At 73.0% G+C, this 15,139-nt stretch carries 15 protein-coding genes; 8 read left to right on the forward strand and 7 right to left on the reverse strand.

Annotated elements, in window-relative coordinates:
* Positions 1 to 321: 321 nt before the first annotated feature.
* Positions 322 to 756, reverse strand: a complete 435-nt coding sequence (locus BU52_RS20750) for a hypothetical protein (RefSeq protein WP_037936542.1) — start codon at positions 754 to 756, stop codon at positions 322 to 324.
* Positions 757 to 971: 215 nt separating this feature from the next.
* Between BU52_RS20750 and BU52_RS20755 the strand changes: the two genes are divergently transcribed.
* The 4 genes from BU52_RS20755 to fxsA all read left to right on the forward strand — a co-directional run bounded on the left by BU52_RS20755 (position 972) and on the right by fxsA (position 5,299).
* Positions 972 to 1,412 (forward strand): Lrp/AsnC family transcriptional regulator, encoded by a 441-nt coding sequence (locus tag BU52_RS20755; protein WP_037936543.1) that lies wholly within the window; start codon positions 972 to 974, stop codon positions 1,410 to 1,412.
* Between the two features lie 141 nt (positions 1,413 to 1,553).
* A complete protein-coding gene (locus BU52_RS20760) occupies positions 1,554 to 3,158 on the forward strand; it encodes an amidohydrolase (RefSeq protein WP_037936544.1) in 1,605 nt (534 codons plus the stop codon).
* A gap of 548 nt (positions 3,159 to 3,706) precedes the next feature.
* Complete coding sequence (locus tag BU52_RS20765; RefSeq protein ID WP_235216385.1) at positions 3,707 to 4,642, forward strand: polyprenol monophosphomannose synthase; 936 nt, start codon at positions 3,707 to 3,709, stop codon at positions 4,640 to 4,642.
* 66 nt (positions 4,643 to 4,708) lie between these two features.
* Positions 4,709 to 5,299 (forward strand): FxsA family membrane protein, encoded by a 591-nt coding sequence (fxsA, locus tag BU52_RS20770; RefSeq protein WP_037936549.1) that lies wholly within the window; start codon positions 4,709 to 4,711, stop codon positions 5,297 to 5,299.
* Positions 5,300 to 5,444: 145 nt separating this feature from the next.
* On the opposite strand, the gene BU52_RS20775 is transcribed toward fxsA, so the two are convergent.
* The 4 genes from BU52_RS20775 to yczE form a co-directional block, all read right to left on the reverse strand.
* Complete coding sequence (locus BU52_RS20775) at positions 5,445 to 5,819, reverse strand: RNA polymerase-binding protein RbpA (RefSeq protein WP_003977404.1); 375 nt, start codon at positions 5,817 to 5,819, stop codon at positions 5,445 to 5,447.
* A gap of 278 nt (positions 5,820 to 6,097) precedes the next feature.
* On the reverse strand, positions 6,098 to 7,447 hold the full coding sequence (locus tag BU52_RS20780; protein WP_037936551.1) for an MFS transporter: 1,350 nt from the start codon (positions 7,445 to 7,447) through the stop codon (positions 6,098 to 6,100).
* A gap of 51 nt (positions 7,448 to 7,498) precedes the next feature.
* Complete coding sequence (locus tag BU52_RS20785; protein WP_037936553.1) at positions 7,499 to 8,266, reverse strand: glycerophosphodiester phosphodiesterase; 768 nt, start codon at positions 8,264 to 8,266, stop codon at positions 7,499 to 7,501.
* Positions 8,263 to 8,964 carry a membrane protein YczE gene (gene yczE, locus BU52_RS20790; protein ID WP_078903359.1) on the reverse strand — a complete coding sequence of 234 codons (702 nt, stop codon included), beginning with the start codon at positions 8,962 to 8,964 and terminating at the stop codon, positions 8,263 to 8,265. The genes BU52_RS20785 and yczE overlap by 4 nt, the downstream gene beginning before the upstream one ends.
* 64 nt (positions 8,965 to 9,028) lie before the next feature.
* Between yczE and BU52_RS20795 the strand changes: the two genes are divergently transcribed.
* Complete coding sequence (locus BU52_RS20795) at positions 9,029 to 10,528, forward strand: SCO1417 family PLP biosynthesis transcription factor (protein WP_037936556.1); 1,500 nt, start codon at positions 9,029 to 9,031, stop codon at positions 10,526 to 10,528.
* 70 nt (positions 10,529 to 10,598) lie between these two features.
* Here the strand turns inward: BU52_RS20795 and BU52_RS20800 are convergent, their stop codons facing one another.
* On the reverse strand, positions 10,599 to 12,329 hold the full coding sequence (locus BU52_RS20800; protein WP_037936557.1) for a P-loop NTPase family protein: 1,731 nt from the start codon (positions 12,327 to 12,329) through the stop codon (positions 10,599 to 10,601).
* A gap of 50 nt (positions 12,330 to 12,379) precedes the next feature.
* Entirely contained in the window at positions 12,380 to 12,574 is a 195-nt protein-coding gene (locus BU52_RS20805) for a hypothetical protein (RefSeq protein ID WP_030867896.1), read from the reverse strand.
* Between the two features lie 260 nt (positions 12,575 to 12,834).
* Between BU52_RS20805 and BU52_RS20810 the strand changes: the two genes are divergently transcribed.
* From BU52_RS20810 to BU52_RS35325, 3 genes are all read left to right on the forward strand, one after another.
* Positions 12,835 to 13,227: an ankyrin repeat domain-containing protein gene (locus BU52_RS20810; RefSeq protein ID WP_037936559.1), complete on the forward strand. Its 393-nt coding sequence runs from the start codon at positions 12,835 to 12,837 to the stop codon at positions 13,225 to 13,227.
* Positions 13,228 to 13,527: 300 nt separating this feature from the next.
* A complete protein-coding gene (locus BU52_RS20815) occupies positions 13,528 to 14,946 on the forward strand; it encodes a HEAT repeat domain-containing protein (protein WP_037936561.1) in 1,419 nt (472 codons plus the stop codon).
* A complete protein-coding gene (locus BU52_RS35325) occupies positions 14,943 to 15,104 on the forward strand; it encodes a hypothetical protein (protein WP_157847895.1) in 162 nt (53 codons plus the stop codon). The genes BU52_RS20815 and BU52_RS35325 overlap by 4 nt, the downstream gene beginning before the upstream one ends.
* Positions 15,105 to 15,139 lie beyond the last annotated feature (35 nt).

Below are 15,139 nucleotides of genomic sequence, written 5' to 3' on the forward strand. Positions count from 1 at the left end.
CCAGGGCGCGGCGAGCCGGGTCCACTCCGGGTCGTGCCGCCCGGGCAGCGTGCGGCCCCGGTCGGCCCACGTCCGCAGGAGATCGCGGTAGATCGGCGGATCCGGGAACCCTGCCGGGGCGGGTACGACCGCCTCCACGGGCGGCGGTACGAAGAGATGGCGCTGACGCCCGGTCGTCGTGTGCGTGGGGGTCGTCATACCCGGGCCAACGCGGAAGCGGACGGGCGGGTCACCGACAGCCGGAATAGGGCGTGCGTTCGCGGTCGTCACGTCACGGCGGACGAGGGTGGCGGACCCCGCCACCCTCGCACCGGGGTGTGCTCAGGCGGCGTCGCGCCGCATCACCGGGACCCTGATCGGGCGCGAGCCCGGGCCCCCGACGTGAGAGAAGGGCTGGGTGCGCCAGTCGAGTCCCTGAGGGAGCGTCAACAGCAGGGCGGTGTCCTGCTCCTGGGGCTCGACGGACTCGTCCGCGGGCCGGGCGTCGGAGGCCCGGCGGCCGGTGCCGGCACACACCGTGAGCCCGAACGGGTTCCACGGTGAGGCGCACAGCGCGTGCTCGGGCAGGACGTCCTCGTCCGCCAGCAGGGCGATGGGCTGCGCGCAGTCCGGGCAGATGACCCGGTACATCTCGAAGGTGTCGTACGCGTCGGGTTCGTCGTCCGGGGTGTCGGGTTCGACGTACTCCGGTTCGGGCGTGACGACCGGCTGCTGCCGCTTGGACGTGGTACGACCAAGGCGCTTAAGACTCTGCATTGGGTTCTCCCCCTCGGGCTGGGCCGTGAAGGCACTGCGGCCTCGACCACAGCAAGCACTTCCCGTCCCCCCTGGGGTGTAATCACGAGAACATCACGGAGACCGTTCCACGGCTGTGGTGTTCGTCACATGTCACTGTCAGGGGTCCGTGCGGCGACGTCACCGTCCCCGCTCAGGTATCCGAGGCGATCAAGCGCACTGTAGGTTCTTGCGCCATGGAGGAGCTGGACCGACAGATCGTGCAGCTGCTCGTCAAGGACGGGCGGATGAGCTACACAGACCTGGGCAAGGCCACGGGCCTGTCCACGTCGGCCGTGCACCAGCGGGTGCGCAGGCTGGAACAGCGTGGCGTCATCCGCGGCTATGCCGCGGTCGTCGACCCGGAGGCCGTCGGCCTGCCCATCACCGCCTTCATCTCGGTGAAACCCTTCGACCCCAGCGCCCCCGACGACATCGCGGACCGCCTGGCCGACGTACCCGAGATCGAGGCCTGCCACAGCGTCGCGGGCGACGAGAACTACATCCTCAAGGTGCGTGTGTCCACACCGCACGAACTGGAGGAACTCCTCGCCCGCGTACGTTCCCTGGCGGGCGTCTCGACCCGTACCACGGTGGTGCTGTCCACGCCGTACGAGGCACGGCCGCCGCGCGTGTGACCCGGTGACGCCGGCCGGACGGCCGCCCGTTCCGGTGAGCGGTGCTCGCGGCCGCGACCGGTGCTCTCCGCGGGCCGGCCCGGCGGCCGTGAGCGGGACCTGCGTGGGGGGCGGCCCGCCCGGCGCGCGAGACTGTGGGGCATGAGTGAACGCACCGTCCCGTCGCACACCGTCCTGCTCCGCCGCGGGGAGGTGCACAGCCCCGCCGACCCGTTCGCGACCGCCATGGTCGTCGAGCGCGGCCAGGTCGCCTGGGTCGGTTCTGAAGGAGCCGCCGACGCCTTCGCGGACGGCGTCGACGAGGTGATCGACCTCGACGGCGCGCTGGTGACTCCGGCGTTCACGGACGCGCACGTCCACACCACGGCCACCGGCCTCGCCCTCACCGGCCTCGACCTGTCCGGTGCCCCTTCGCTCGATGCCGCGCTCGCCCGTGTCCGGGAGTTCGCCGCCGCCCGCCCGGACGACCGGGTGCTGCTCGGCCACGGCTGGGACGCCGCCCGCTGGCCCGGCGGCAGGCCCCCGGCCCGCGCGGAACTCGACGAGGCCACCGGCGGCCGCCCCCTCTACCTCAGCCGCATCGACGTCCATTCCGCGGTCGTCACCACCGCGCTGCTCGACCTCGTCCCGGGCGGTGTCACCCGCGAGGACCGCCCGCTCACCGGGGACGACCACCACACGGTGCGCGCCGCCGCCCTGGGTGCCGTCACGCCGGCCCAGCGCGCCGCGGCCCAGCGTGCCGCCCTCGCCCACGCCGCCTCCCTGGGCATCGGCACGGTTCACGAGTGCGGCGGACCGGAGATCTCCTCCGAGGACGACTTCACCGGACTGCTGCGGCTCGCCGCTCAGGAGGCCGGCCCGCGCGTCGTCGGGTACTGGGCCGAACAAGACGTCGCCAAGGCCCGCGAGCTGGGCGCGGCCGGCGCCGCAGGAGACCTGTTCGCGGACGGCGCCCTCGGCTCGCACACCGCGTGTCTGCACGAGCCGTACGCCGACGCCGCTCACACCGGCACCGCGCACCTGGACGCCGCCGCGGTGGCCGCCCATGTCGCCCACTGCACCGAGGCGGGCCTCCAGGCGGGCTTCCACGCCATCGGCGACGCGGCGGTCGGCGCCGTCGTCGCGGGCGTGCGCGCCGCCGCCGAGGAGGTCGGCCTCGCCCGGGTCCGCGCCGCCCGGCACCGCGTCGAGCACGCCGAGATGCTCACCCCCGAGTCCGTCGCGGCCTTCGCCGAACTCGGCCTCACCGCGTCCGTCCAGCCCGCCTTCGACGCCCTGTGGGGCGGAGAGGAGGGCATGTACGCCCGTCGCCTGGGCGCGGAACGGGCCCGCACCCTCAACCCGTTCGCGGCGCTGCTGCGGGCCGGCGTCCCGCTCGCCTTCGGCTCCGACAGCCCGGTCACCCCCCTCGACCCCTGGGGCACGGTCCGGGCCGCGGCCTTCCACCGCACCCCGGAGCACCGCGTCTCCGTCCGCGCCGCCTTCACCGCCCACACGCGTGGCGGCTGGCGCGCCGTCGGACGTGACGACGCGGGCGTCCTCGTGCCCGGCGCACCCGCCGACTACGCCGTCTGGCGCACCGGCGAACTCGTCGTCCAGGCGCCCGACGACCGGGTGGCGCGCTGGTCGACCGACCCCCGCTCCGGCACTCCCGGCCTGCCGGACCTCACTCCCGGCCGTGACCTGCCCGTCTGCCTGCGCACGGTGGTCGGAGGGCGCACGGTCTTCGTACGGCCGGGCGAGTGATCTGGGAGGGTGACGCGGTGACGATCATGCGGCGCGCCCCTGTCTCGCGACCTGCGCATCCTCGCCGCTGACCAGGCGTTTGAACCACATTACGCAGGTCAAACGACTGTTGACAGGCGGCCGCGGGGGGCCGGTAGGTTCGGCCGGGTCCACCACCGGACGCCCGACCGGGGAACTTCCGGCCACTCGTGTCAGCGCCGCTGGGTCAGGGACGGTGTGCCGCACCGGCGCACCGCCACTGGGAGCCAGGCTCAGCGTCGGCGCGGTGCCGAGGGAGGTTCCAGCCGGTAGGGGAGGTGCGACCCCGGGTGGGGCCCGGGAGCTCAGTAGACAACGGCTTCAGGTCGATCCGCAGCCGGCGGATCCCAGGCCGGCCCGAAGGGCACCGGGCCCCCATCCGCTGCCGCACCCCGCTCCGCGGCGCGACCGAAAGACGCATTGCTACCCGATCTTCGGTGAACGACACCACCATATGAACGTCCTGTCACGTCGACGCAGGACCCGACGACTATGGTGGGACCCTGCGCACAGGACATGAAGGGGCAGCAGTGAACGACGGCGACGGGACCCTCGAGGCGGGATCCCAGGGGCGGAAATTCGGCCCGCTCGGCACGGCTTTGGTGATCATCCCCACCTACAACGAGGCGGAGAACATCAAGGCGATCGTCGGCCGGGTGCGCAAGGCCGTCCCGGAGGCGCATGTCCTCGTGGCCGACGACAACAGCCCCGACGGCACCGGCAAGCTCGCCGACGAACTGGCCGCGGGTGACGACCACGTCCAGGTGTTGCACCGCAGGGGCAAGGAAGGCCTGGGCGCTGCCTACCTCGCGGGCTTCCGCTGGGGCATCGAGCACGGCTACGGCGTCCTGGTCGAGATGGACGCCGACGGATCCCACCAGCCCGAGGAACTGCCCCGTCTGCTGACCGCCCTCAAGGCGGCCGATCTGGTGCTCGGTTCGCGCTGGGTGCCCGGCGGCCGCGTGGTGAACTGGCCGAAGTCCCGTGAGTTCATCTCGCGCGGGGGCAGCCTCTACTCGCGCGTGGCGCTCGATCTCCCGCTGCGTGACATCACCGGCGGGTTCCGCGCCTTCCGCCGCGAGACGCTGGAGGGCCTCGGGCTGGAGGAGGTGGCCTCCCAGGGGTACTGCTTCCAGGTCGACCTGGCCCGCCGGGCGGTCAAGGCGGGCTACCACGTCGTCGAGGTACCGATCACCTTCGTCGAGCGTGAACTCGGTGACTCCAAGATGAGCCGGGACATCCTCGTCGAGGCGCTGTGGCGGGTCACCGCGTGGGGCGTGGGGGAGCGCGTCGGCAAGGTCCTGGGCCGCGGCGACGACAGGCAGCCCAGGCCGGAGACCAGGCAGTCGGAGCCGGCGGCCGAGCAGCCGGGGCGGAAGCCAGGACGGTCCGTGCAGGACGCCGGGCACGACGCCGAGCACGTCGCCGAGCAGTCCGAGCAGGAGACGAAGCAGCCCGAGGTCTAGGGACAGCCTCCGGCCGCCCGTGGCCCGCTTATCCCGCGCTGAGCCGGGCCCAGGCACACTGGGAGTATGACGACTGGCGCTCAGACCCCCTGGCCCGTCCGGCCCCGGCGCTCACGGCTGCGCGGCGTCCTGCCGCTCGCGGTCGCCGCCTGGCTGGTACTCGAGATCTGGCTGCTCACGATGGTCGCGGGGGCGTCGAACGGCCTGGTGGTCTTCCTGATCCTGGTGGCCGGCCTCGTCCTCGGTTCGGTCGTCATCAAGCGGGCCGGCCGGCGGGCCTTCAAGAACCTCACCGAGACAGTGCAGCGGCAGCAGGAGGGCGCGGCCCCCGGGCCCCGGCCGAACAGCGAGGGCAACGGCCTGGTGATGCTGGGCGGCCTGTTGCTGATCATTCCTGGTCTGATCTCGGACGCGCTGGGGCTGCTCCTGCTGGTGCCGCCGGTGCAGAAGGCCGTGAGCCGGTACGCCGAGCGCACCGTCGAGCGAACGCTGCGTGACGCCACGCACGGCTCCCTGGGGGATGCCTTCCAGCAGGTCCGGATCCACCGGCCCGACGGCAAGGTCGTCCAGGGGGAGGTCATCCACGACGAGCGCGACGAGCCGGGAAGGCCTCACGGGGACGCCCCGCAGGGCCCGCCCCCGCCGCTGACGCGATGAAGCGGCCCGCGCGGGGCCCCCGGCACACGACGGACACGAGACAGGACCGGACGCGAGACAGGACTGTGGGCGCCGTACCAGTACGGCGCCCACAGTCCTGTCTCGCTGTGCGTTTGCGCTTACGCCCAGGCCCCCGCAGGGATCATCACGCCGACTTTCGGCTGTCCCGGGGGTGAACCGCGATGTTCATCGCACCGGAGCGCAGAACGGCGAGACGCTCCTCGAGGACCTCTTCGAGTTCCTCTCGGGTGCGCCGCTCCATCAGCATGTCCCAATGCGTACGCGCGGGCTTGGCCTTCTTCTCCTCGGGGCCGTCGCCGTCCACCAGGAGTGCCTGGGCACCGCAGACCTTGCACTCCCACTCCGGCGGGATCTCCGCCTCGACCGAGAAGGGCATCTCGAAGCGGTGCCCCTTCTCGCATGCGTACTCCACGGCCTGGCGCGGGGCCAGGTCGATGCCGCGGTCCGTCTCGTAGCTGGTCACCACGAGGCGCGTGCCGCGAAGAGCTCGCTCACTCATGAATCGTGCCTCCCGGGCTTGTCGCCCACAGGACAGGTGTCGCTGTCGTCGTCATCCGGTCAACGTCCGGTCGGCGGTAAAGATTCCCGTTCCGTGTCCCGTTCCGGGCCCTGCGTCGCCGTCGTAGCCGCAGCCTTGTCAACCATTGCAGTACCCACCGACGCCCGGTTTGTCACACCTGATAGCAGATGTCACACAGTGTTTCGGCATCTTTGACGCGCAGTAACGGTACGCCTGGCAGGCCAAACGCGTACACTACAGCCCTTTCGCGCCGAGCGCTAAATCCGTTCGGGAACGGGATTGCCCGCGTCGCCGATCGCCCGCCGCACCGGCACCCGTGCGAGCAGCACGAACCCCAGCACGAAGAAGCCCACCAACGAGATGATCGCGTCCCGGTAGCTGCCGGTGAGCTGGTACGTGAGCCCGAACAGCAGCGGCCCGAGCCAGCTCATCCCCCGGTCGCTCAGCTCGTACGCCGAGAAGTACTCGGCCTCCTTGCCCGGCGGGACGAGGTGGGAGAAGAGCGAACGGGACAGCGCCTGGCTGCCACCGAGGACCAGGCCGATGCCCGCGGCAAGCACGAAGAACCACGCGGGGGCCCCGGCAGGCAGGAAGTATCCGGCGGCCAGGGTCACGGTCCAGGCGACCAGGGAGCCCAGGATCGTGCGTTTCGCCCCGTACCGCCGGGCCGTCCTGCCCAGTGCCAGCGCGCCCGCGACCGCCAGCACCTGCACCAGCAGCACGGCCACGATCAACGTCGACTGCCCGAGCCCCAGTTCCTTCGAGCCGTACACCGAGGCCTGGGAGATCACCGTCTGGATGCCGTCGTTGTAGACCAGGTAGGCCAGCAGGAAGGCAAGTGTCAGCGGGTGCCGGCGCATGTCGCGGACGGTCGCCGCGAGCTGCCGGAAGCCCGGGAGGGCGGCCGCCTCCCGCGCGGGAGCGCGGCGGTCGCGCAGCCGGCGCAGCGGCACCAGCGCGAACGCCCCCCACCACAGACCGGCCGACGCCAGGCAGATGCGCACCGCCATGCTCTCGGAGACGCCGAAGCCGTCGTGGCCGGAATAGAGGACGAGGTTCAGGACGAGGACCAGGGCTCCGGCCGCGTAGCCGAAGGCCCACCCGCGCGAGGAGACGGCGTCGCGCTCCTCCGGCCGGGCTATCTGAGGCAGGTAGGAGTTGTAGAGCATCATCGCCACCGACTGCGCCGCGTTCGCGACGACCAGCAGCACACCGCCGAGCAGATAGCGCTCGCCGTCGAGGAAGAACATCCCCGCCGTCGCCGCGGCTCCGGTGTAGGCAGCGGCGGCGAGGAGCGGCTTCTTGCGGCCGGTGCGGTCGGCCGCCGCACCCACCAACGGCATCACCAGCACGGCCAGGATCACCGAAAGGGAGACGGCGTACGCGAAGAACGATCCCGCGCGCACCGGCACGCCGAGCGGGTGGACGAAACCCTCCGCGTCCGCCGCCGCCTCGGCGACCGACGTCAGATAGGGACCGAGGAACACGGTGAGCACACTCGTGGAGTACACGGAGCACGCCCAGTCGTAGACGTACCAGCCGCGCTGTTCGCGCCGCCGGTCGGCGGCCTCGTCGCCCGCCGGTGACCGCACGGTGTCGGTGTCCACCCGTGCCCTCGCTTCCCCGTGAACGCGCCGCGGCGACGGGGCGCGGAGGTCTCAGACCCAGATGCCGCGGTCCACCATGACCTTGCGCAGTGTGTCGATGTGATCGGTCATGATGCCATCCACCCCGAGGTCCAGGAGCCGGTGCATCCGCTCGGCCTCGTTGACGGTCCACACGTGCACCTGCAGACCGCGCGCGTGGGCGGCCCGCACGAAGCGGTGGTCCACCACCCGGACGCCCGACTGCTCCTCCGGGACCTGGGCGGCGACGGCCGACCGGCGCACCGCGGCGGGCAGACCCCAGGACCTCAGCCGCAGGTTGAGCACGCCCCGGGTGCCGTACGACGTGGCCAGCCGCGGTCCGGCCAGCCGCTGCGCGCGCAGCACACGGGCCTCGGAGAACGAGCCGAGGCAGATCCGGTCCCACGAGGCGGTGCGCTCGATCAGTTCGAGCAGGGGCGGCAGCGCCGGTTCGGCCTTCACGTCGATGTTCCAGCGCGTTCCGGGGAACGTCTCCAGGAGTTCCTCGAACAGGGGCACCGGTTCCCGGCCGGCCACGCGCGCGTGCGCCACGTCGCGCCACGGCAGGTCGGCGATCCGGCCCGTTCCGTCCGTCACCCGGTCCAGGGTCGCGTCGTGGAAGGCGACGAGGCGTCCGTCGCGCGTGGCGTGGACGTCGGTCTCGATGTACCGGTAGCCGGCCTCCACGGCGCAGCGGAACTGCCGCACGGTGTTCTCCAGGCCGTCCGCCGCCCCGCCCCGGTGGGCGAAGGCGATCGGACCGGGATGGTCGAGGTAGGGGTGGCGTATCCGCGGGGTCACGGACGCAGTATCGCGCGCCGCGGTGGACCCGTGGCAACGACCGGGCTGCCGCCCGGCGCCGCGGGGACGGCGAAGACCCGCAGGAACAGCTGGGCGAGCGGACCGATGGTCACCGCGTACAGCAGGGTGCCGACGCCCACGGTGCCGCCGAGGACGAAGCCCGTGACCACGACCGTGATCTCGATGGCCGTACGGACCAGCCGGACCGACACCCCCGTGCGCCGGTTCAGGCCCGTCATCAGGCCGTCGCGCGGCCCCGGACCGAAGCGCGCCGCGATGTACAGCCCGGTCGCCGCGCCGTTCAGCACGACTCCCGCCGCCGTCAGGGGCACCCGTACGGCCATGGCGTCCACGTCCGGCACAACGGCCAGCGTCGCCTCCATCGCCGCGCCGATCACCAGCACGTTGGAGATCGTGCCCAGGCCTGGCCGCTGCCGCAGCGGGATCCACAGCAGCAGCACCAACGCGCCCGTGATCGTCAGCACCACGCCCATCGACAGCCCGGTCCGCTCGGACAGACCCTGGTGCAGTACGTTCCACGGCTCGAGACCGAGCCCCGACCGCACCAGCAGCGCCGAACTCGCCCCGTACAGCGCCAGCCCGGCGTAGAGCTGCGACAGCCGGCGTGCGAGATGCCCGTGCCGGGCCGGGTACCTGGCCACAATGTGCCCCCCTGTGGTGAAAGTGGACCGATGCATGGCACCCTGTGGCGTGTCCGGTCACGCCATCCATGGCCAATCCGGGGAAGGTGGACTGATTATCATGGCGCAGTGGACCTCGGCAGTGGGTGCGGCGCAACTCGCCCGGCTGCTCACCTCCCAGCAGGACCGCCCGGCCGGCCCCGGGACCCGCCGCCCGCCCGCCTACCGCGCGCTCGCCGACGGCGTCCGCCTCCTGGTGCTGGAAGGACGCGTGCCGGTGGCCGCGCGCCTGCCCGCCGAGCGGGAACTGGCCCTAGCCCTGTCCGTCAGCCGTACCACCGTCGCCGCCGCCTACGAGGCGCTGCGCGCCGAGGGCTTCCTGGAGTCACGGCGCGGTGCGGGCAGCTGGACCGCGGTGCCGGCGGGCAACCCGGTGCCCGCGCGGGGACTGGAACCGCTGCCTCCCGAGGCACTCGGCTCGGTGATCGACCTCGGCTGCGCCGCGCTCCCCGCCCCCGAACCCTGGCTCACCCGGGCGGTCCGGGGCGCGCTGGAGGAGCTCCCGCCGTACGCGCACACGCACGGCGACTACCCCGCCGGGCTGCCCGCCCTGCGGTCGATGATCGCGGACCGCTACACGGCACGGGGCATCCCCACCATGCCCGAGCAGATCATGGTGACGACCGGCGCGATGGGTGCGATCGACGCCATCTGCCACCTCTTCGGCGGCCGCGGCGAACGCATCGCCGTCGAGTCGCCCTCCTACGCCAACATCCTGCAGCTGATGCGGGAGGCCGGGGCCCGGCTCGTCCCCGTCGCCATGGCGGAGGGCCTGACCGGCTGGGACATGGACCGCTGGCGCCAGGTGCTGCGCGAAGCGGCACCCCGCATCGCGTACGTCGTCGCCGACTTCCACAATCCGACCGGCGCGCTCGCCGACGAGGACCAGCGGCGGCGGCTGGTGGACGCGGCGCGCTCGGCGGGGACGGTACTGGTCGCCGACGAGACGATGAGCGAACTGTGGCTCGACCCCGACGTGGACATGCCGCGCGCCGTGTGCGCGTTCGACCCGGCCGGGTCCACGGTCATCACGGTCGGCTCGGCGAGCAAGGCCTTCTGGGCCGGGATGCGCATCGGCTGGGTGCGCGCTGCCCCCGACGTGATCCGCAGCCTCGTCGCCGCCCGCGCGTACGCCGACCTGGGCACACCCGTGCTGGAGCAACTGGCCGTGCACTGGCTGTTCGGCACGGACGGCTGGGAGCAGGCGGTTCAGGTGCGGCGTGCCCAGGCCCGGCAGAATCGCGACGAGCTGGTGGCCGCGGTGCGGCGGGAGCTGCCCGGCTGGGAGTTCGAGGTACCGCGGGGCGGTCTCACGCTGTGGGTGCGCACCGGCGGTCTCTCCGGCTCACGGCTCGCCGAAGCGGGGGAGCGGGTGGGCGTGCGGGTGCCGTCCGGACCTCGCTTCGGCGTCGACGGCGCGTTCGAGGGATACGTACGGCTGCCGTTCACCGTGGGTGGCGCCGTGGCCGAGGAAGCGGCGGTACGCCTGGCCGCGGCGGCGCGGATCGTCGAGACCGGCGGTACGTCCGGCACGGAGACACCCCGCACGTTCGTGGCGTAGCCGGGGCGCGGGCACCACGTCCGGGCGCGGACCCGGACGGGTCCTCAGGAGTACGCCCGTCCGGCGGGGGCTAGGAGGAGGACGTCTCCGCGACCGCCGCCTCCCCCGGCGCCGGCTGCGCGGCCGCCGCGTCGGCGGGCGCCTGGTCCGCCGGTGCCTCGGCGGCCACCGCGCCGACGGGCACCTTCTCCGTCGTCACCTTGTCGAGGCGTACGGACGCGGCGGAGACCGCCTCCGGTTCTGCCGCCTCCGGCTCCAGCCGCTCCGGCTCCTCGTCCGCCGGTGTGGTCCGGGGCGGCAGCAGATCCAGGACCGCCTGCCGGTGGGCGTCGCTGGTCGCGTCGTCGTACGGGTCCGGCGTCGCCGGCACCTGGAGGCGGTGCACCGGCCCCGTGCCCAGGCGGGCGTACCCGCGCCCCGGCGGGACCTGGTCGACCGGCGTGGTGTGCGGGGGCGCTCCGAGGACGGCCTCCAGCTGCTCCGCCGTCGCGGGGCCGAGGACGACCCGCGCGCGTGTGTGCCGCCGCACCGGCTCCCCGAGGGACTCCAGGCCGTCGAACTGCTCGGCGACGACCACGGTGACGTTCGCGGGACGGCCGTGCCGCAGCGGAACCTGGAGGAACAACTGGGGGTCCTCGCGGCCGTCCGCGGCGGCCAGGTGGGTGAACGCGCTCGGCCGGTCCAGCAGCAGCCACAGGGGACGCCTGGTGTCCTCCGGCGGTGGGTCGCCCGCCTGGTGGGCGCGGTTCGCGGCGACCAGCCTGCGTTCCGTCTCGTGCGCGGCCCACTCCAGGCTGGTCAGCGCCCCCGTCAGCCCGCACTCGACGGCGAGCACGCCGTCCCGGCCGGTGAGGCAGGCGTACTCGCCGGTTCCGCCGCCGTCGACGATCACCACGTCGCCGTGGTGGAGGGCCTGCAGGGCGATGGAGCGCAACAGCGTCGAGGTGCCGCTGCCCGGCAGGCCGACGGCGAGCAGATGCGGCTCGGTCGAGCGGACCCCGGTGCGCCAGACGACGGGCGGAACGTCTCGTCGCTCCTCGCCGTGCGTGCCGTGGGTGAGCGGCAGCGTGCGCTGCACCCGGATGGGGTCGGTGAAACCGAGGACCGTCTCGCCGGGGGCGGTCACGAAGGGCTGGGCGGCGATGTCGGTGGGCAGCGGCTCGAGGACGCGGACGGTGAGCTGGTTGCCCTCCTCGTCCCACGAGAAGTGGTATTCGCGGCCGCGGCCGGACTTGGCGCCGAGCAGATGCTCGATCCGCGCCCGGGACTCCGGCTCGCCGTCGGTGAAGTAGGCGGGGTAGCCGATCACCAGGTGGGTGACGCGGCCGACGCCGTCGAACTCGTACTCGGAGAAAACCTTCCCCCAGTCCCCGCCGTGGGCGTAGAGCGGTTCCGGGTCCTCGGCGGTGGAGAAGTACGGCACCAGCGCCTCGTAGAGCGACCTCAGGCGCTGGGCCTGCGCCTCGCCGGGCCCGTCGGGCACGGAGGGGGCGCGGTCCCGGCCCTGCCAGGCCGCCGCCGCCATCAGGGTGATGACGGCGAGCAGCGGACCGTACGGAGCGAGCGCCACGACCAGCACGACCGACGCGATCAGGAACAGCAGCGCGCCGCGCCGGTCCTTGGGTGTGCCGGCCCACCTGCGCCGCCCGGCCGAGGCCAGCCGGCGCAGACCGCGCGTGATGGTGATCAGCGGGTGGAGGACGTCCGTGGCGCTGTCGGCCGCCGCCTTGGCCAGCTCCCTGCTCCGGGCGAACTGTGCGCTGCCGTTGCTCAGGATGCGGGGGAGGGGGCGCCGGGCCACTGCTGTCTCCAGAGGGTGCGTACGGGCGGGAGGGGCGTGGTCGGGGCGGGTCAGAACTTGAATCCGCCCAGGAGGCCGGCCAGGCTCTCGCCGCCCGCCTTGATGCTGGGTGCGATGGCCGTGCTGGCCAGATAGAAGCCGAAGAGCATCGCCACCAGGGCGTGCGACGCCTTCAGTCCGTCCTTCCGGAAGAAGATGAAGACGACGATGCCGAGCAGCACCACGCATGAGATCGAGACGATCATGTGAGTTCTCCTGGTTCGCGGGGACAGTCACCATGAGTACTTCCAGGATCACAGAATGTATCTATACGATAAAAGGTGCAACTGGGTGGATTTTCGGAGATTACCCTCGGACGGGCCTGTCGTGATCTTTACCTCGGGCGCATCAGGTCATGTGCCGCGCGAGCCAGTACGCTGGCGATTCACCCGTACGGCCTGCACCGCTCGCAGACGTACGCCCTGTCCCCGATGCGTGAGCACGTGCAGTGAGAGGCGGTCCGGCGATGACTGAAGCCCCCGACCCCGAGGTCGTGGAGCTGGCGACCAAGATCTTCGACCTGGCCCGGCGCGGCCGGACCGAGGAGCTCGGGGCCTATGTCGACGCGGGCGTACCGGCCGACCTCACCAACGACCGGGGTGACTCGCTCGTGATGCTCGCCGCCTACCACGGACACGCCGAGGCGGTGCGTGCCCTGCTGGACCGCGGCGCCGACGCCGACCGCGTCAACGACCGGGGTCAGACTCCACTCGCGGGGGCGGTCTTCAAGGGGGAGACCGAGGTGATCGACGCCCTGCTGAAGGGCGGCGCGGACCCGTCCGCCGGCACCCCCTCCGCCGTCGACACGGCCCGGATGTTCGGCCGTACGGAACTGCTCGAACTGTTCGGCGAGCACTGAGCGACACGCTCCGACCAGCGACGACACGGAAAACGGGGGAGGCGGTACGGGGCCGCCGAAATTTCGGTCGCGGTAGATGTGACCGCCGGGTCATCATGACGACGTGATTCACGGACGCGATGGCTGGGCAGGTGTTGCCGCACCGCGCGGGCCGTGATGCGACCCGCATGGGCCACAGACGAGAGGCAGAGAGAGATGGTCTACAGCAAGCAGGAAACGGCGGGCGCCCCGACGTGTCGTCACGCGGCCAGGTAATGCACGTCCCCGGTTGCGTCGACGCTTGATGTGAGGCTGTTTCCCATGTTCGATCCGGTCATAGCGCCCAGCGGTACGCTGCTCGGCCTGCTCCAGCGGGGACGCGGCGACGGCACACTGCACGCGCTCACCGCCCCGCGCTCCGAGGCGCTCGCGGCGCTGAACCACTGTGTGCTGCGCGACCCGCGCCACGACTGGCAGGTGGAGAACCGCTCCCTCTACTACGCCCGCCTCTACCTCGACCTGCACGGCGGACTGGACGCCGTCGAGGCCCACCTCTTCGACCCCGAGGACGTCCTCGACACCGACGAGTCACGCACCGGACTGGCCCTCGCCGTCCTCGGCCACCTCGCCTCCTACGGCAGACGGGACGCCCTGGACCTGCTGCGCGGGTACGCCGCCCGCGGCACCAACTGGGCCTGGGCCCTGGACGAGCTGGCCCTCAGGGACGACGACGCGGGCCTGCGCGCCCTGGCCGCCCCGGTCCTCGCGCGGTTCGCCACCGACGCCGAGGGCGAGGCGGAGCTGGCCGCCACCGTCCGCGACGCCTTCGAGCCACGGCCCTGGCGGCTGTGGGCCGACGATGCCCGCCCCTCCATCGCCACGCGCGTGCGTGCCGCCCAGGAGGCCGGTTCCTTCGACCGCTGGCAGCGGCAGATGCGCCCCTCGGGGCCGCGCCCGGGCTGGAGCGTGCAGGCGGTGTTCGCATGGGCCCAGCAAGGCGTGGAGCGCGGCGCCGCGCTCCACGTCCCCGCCGCCCGGTGTCTGGGTGCCGTGGCGGGCCCCGAGGACCGAGCCGAGATCCTCCGGGCCGCGGAGGACGGCACCGAGGGAGCCCGGTGCACCGCCCTGCGCTACCTCGCCGACAGCAACGATCCCGACGCCCTCGCGCTGATCGAGCGCGCGGTGGCCACCGGCTCCGCGCCCGTCGTGGAAGCCGCCGTCGACGCCTTCGAACGCATGCGCAGTCTGGTCGCCGTCGACCGGGCGCGCGGCTGGGCCCGCCGGCCCGACGAGCTGGGCGCCGCCGCGGGCCGTGTCCTCGCCTGCCGGGGAGGCGTCCAGGACCGTGACGCGGTCCTCGCGGCGCTGAGGGAGGGCGTGCGGGGCGAGGGCCCCGACGCAGCCACCCTGTGGACCCTCGTCGACGGCGCCGGCCGCCTGGGCATCACCTGCGCCGCGCCCGTGCTCCGCCACGTCTACCGTGAGACCGCCTCCTCCCACCTGCGGGGCCGGGCCGCGCGCGCCCTCGCCGCGACCGACCCCGCCTTCGGCACCGGCTTCGCCGTCGAGTGCCTGTGGGACTGCGAGGAGACCACCCGCGAGATCGCCGCCCGGCACGCCGAGACCGGCGACACCCGGGTCGTCGACCGCCTGCGCCGGCTCGCCGCCGACCCGGCCGAGGAGGCCGAGGTGCAGACCGCCGTACGCAGCCGGATCGGTCCCGAGGAGACCGCCGTGTGACCCCCGGCGCACGCGCGGCGTACGGGCCGGACGACCGCGTCGTCGTGACCGGGTCCTTCCCCGATGTGCACGGCGTGGCCCACCGTGCGCTGCGGACCGCCCGACGCCTCGGCGTCCGCGTCCCCTCCCTCCCCCTCCCGGGCCAGGACTGCTGGTGACCTTCCTGGGGCATCTGTGCGGCGGAGCGGCGCGG

Origin of the sequence: Streptomyces toyocaensis, from assembly GCF_000725125.1 — a bacterium.
GTDB classification, from domain to species: domain Bacteria; phylum Actinomycetota; class Actinomycetes; order Streptomycetales; family Streptomycetaceae; genus Streptomyces; species Streptomyces toyocaensis.

What these genes read in the sequence shown, in the direction of transcription:
- BU52_RS20750 (WP_037936542.1), bottom strand. Translation starts at nt 756, where the DNA reads ATGCAGAGTCTTAAGCGCCTTGGTCGTACCACGTCCAAGCGGCAGCAG.
- BU52_RS20755 (WP_037936543.1), top strand. Translation starts at nt 972, where the DNA reads ATGGAGGAGCTGGACCGACAGATCGTGCAGCTGCTCGTCAAGGACGGG.
- BU52_RS20760 (WP_037936544.1), top strand. Translation starts at nt 1,554, where the DNA reads ATGAGTGAACGCACCGTCCCGTCGCACACCGTCCTGCTCCGCCGCGGG.
- fxsA (WP_037936549.1), top strand. Translation starts at nt 4,709, where the DNA reads ATGACGACTGGCGCTCAGACCCCCTGGCCCGTCCGGCCCCGGCGCTCA.
- BU52_RS20775 (WP_003977404.1), bottom strand. Translation starts at nt 5,819, where the DNA reads ATGAGTGAGCGAGCTCTTCGCGGCACGCGCCTCGTGGTGACCAGCTAC.
- yczE (WP_078903359.1), bottom strand. Translation starts at nt 8,964, where the DNA reads ATGCATCGGTCCACTTTCACCACAGGGGGGCACATTGTGGCCAGGTAC.
- BU52_RS20795 (WP_037936556.1), top strand. Translation starts at nt 9,029, where the DNA reads ATGGCGCAGTGGACCTCGGCAGTGGGTGCGGCGCAACTCGCCCGGCTG.
- BU52_RS20805 (WP_030867896.1), bottom strand. Translation starts at nt 12,574, where the DNA reads ATGATCGTCTCGATCTCATGCGTGGTGCTGCTCGGCATCGTCGTCTTC.
- BU52_RS20810 (WP_037936559.1), top strand. Translation starts at nt 12,835, where the DNA reads ATGACTGAAGCCCCCGACCCCGAGGTCGTGGAGCTGGCGACCAAGATC.
- BU52_RS20815 (WP_037936561.1), top strand. Translation starts at nt 13,528, where the DNA reads ATGTTCGATCCGGTCATAGCGCCCAGCGGTACGCTGCTCGGCCTGCTC.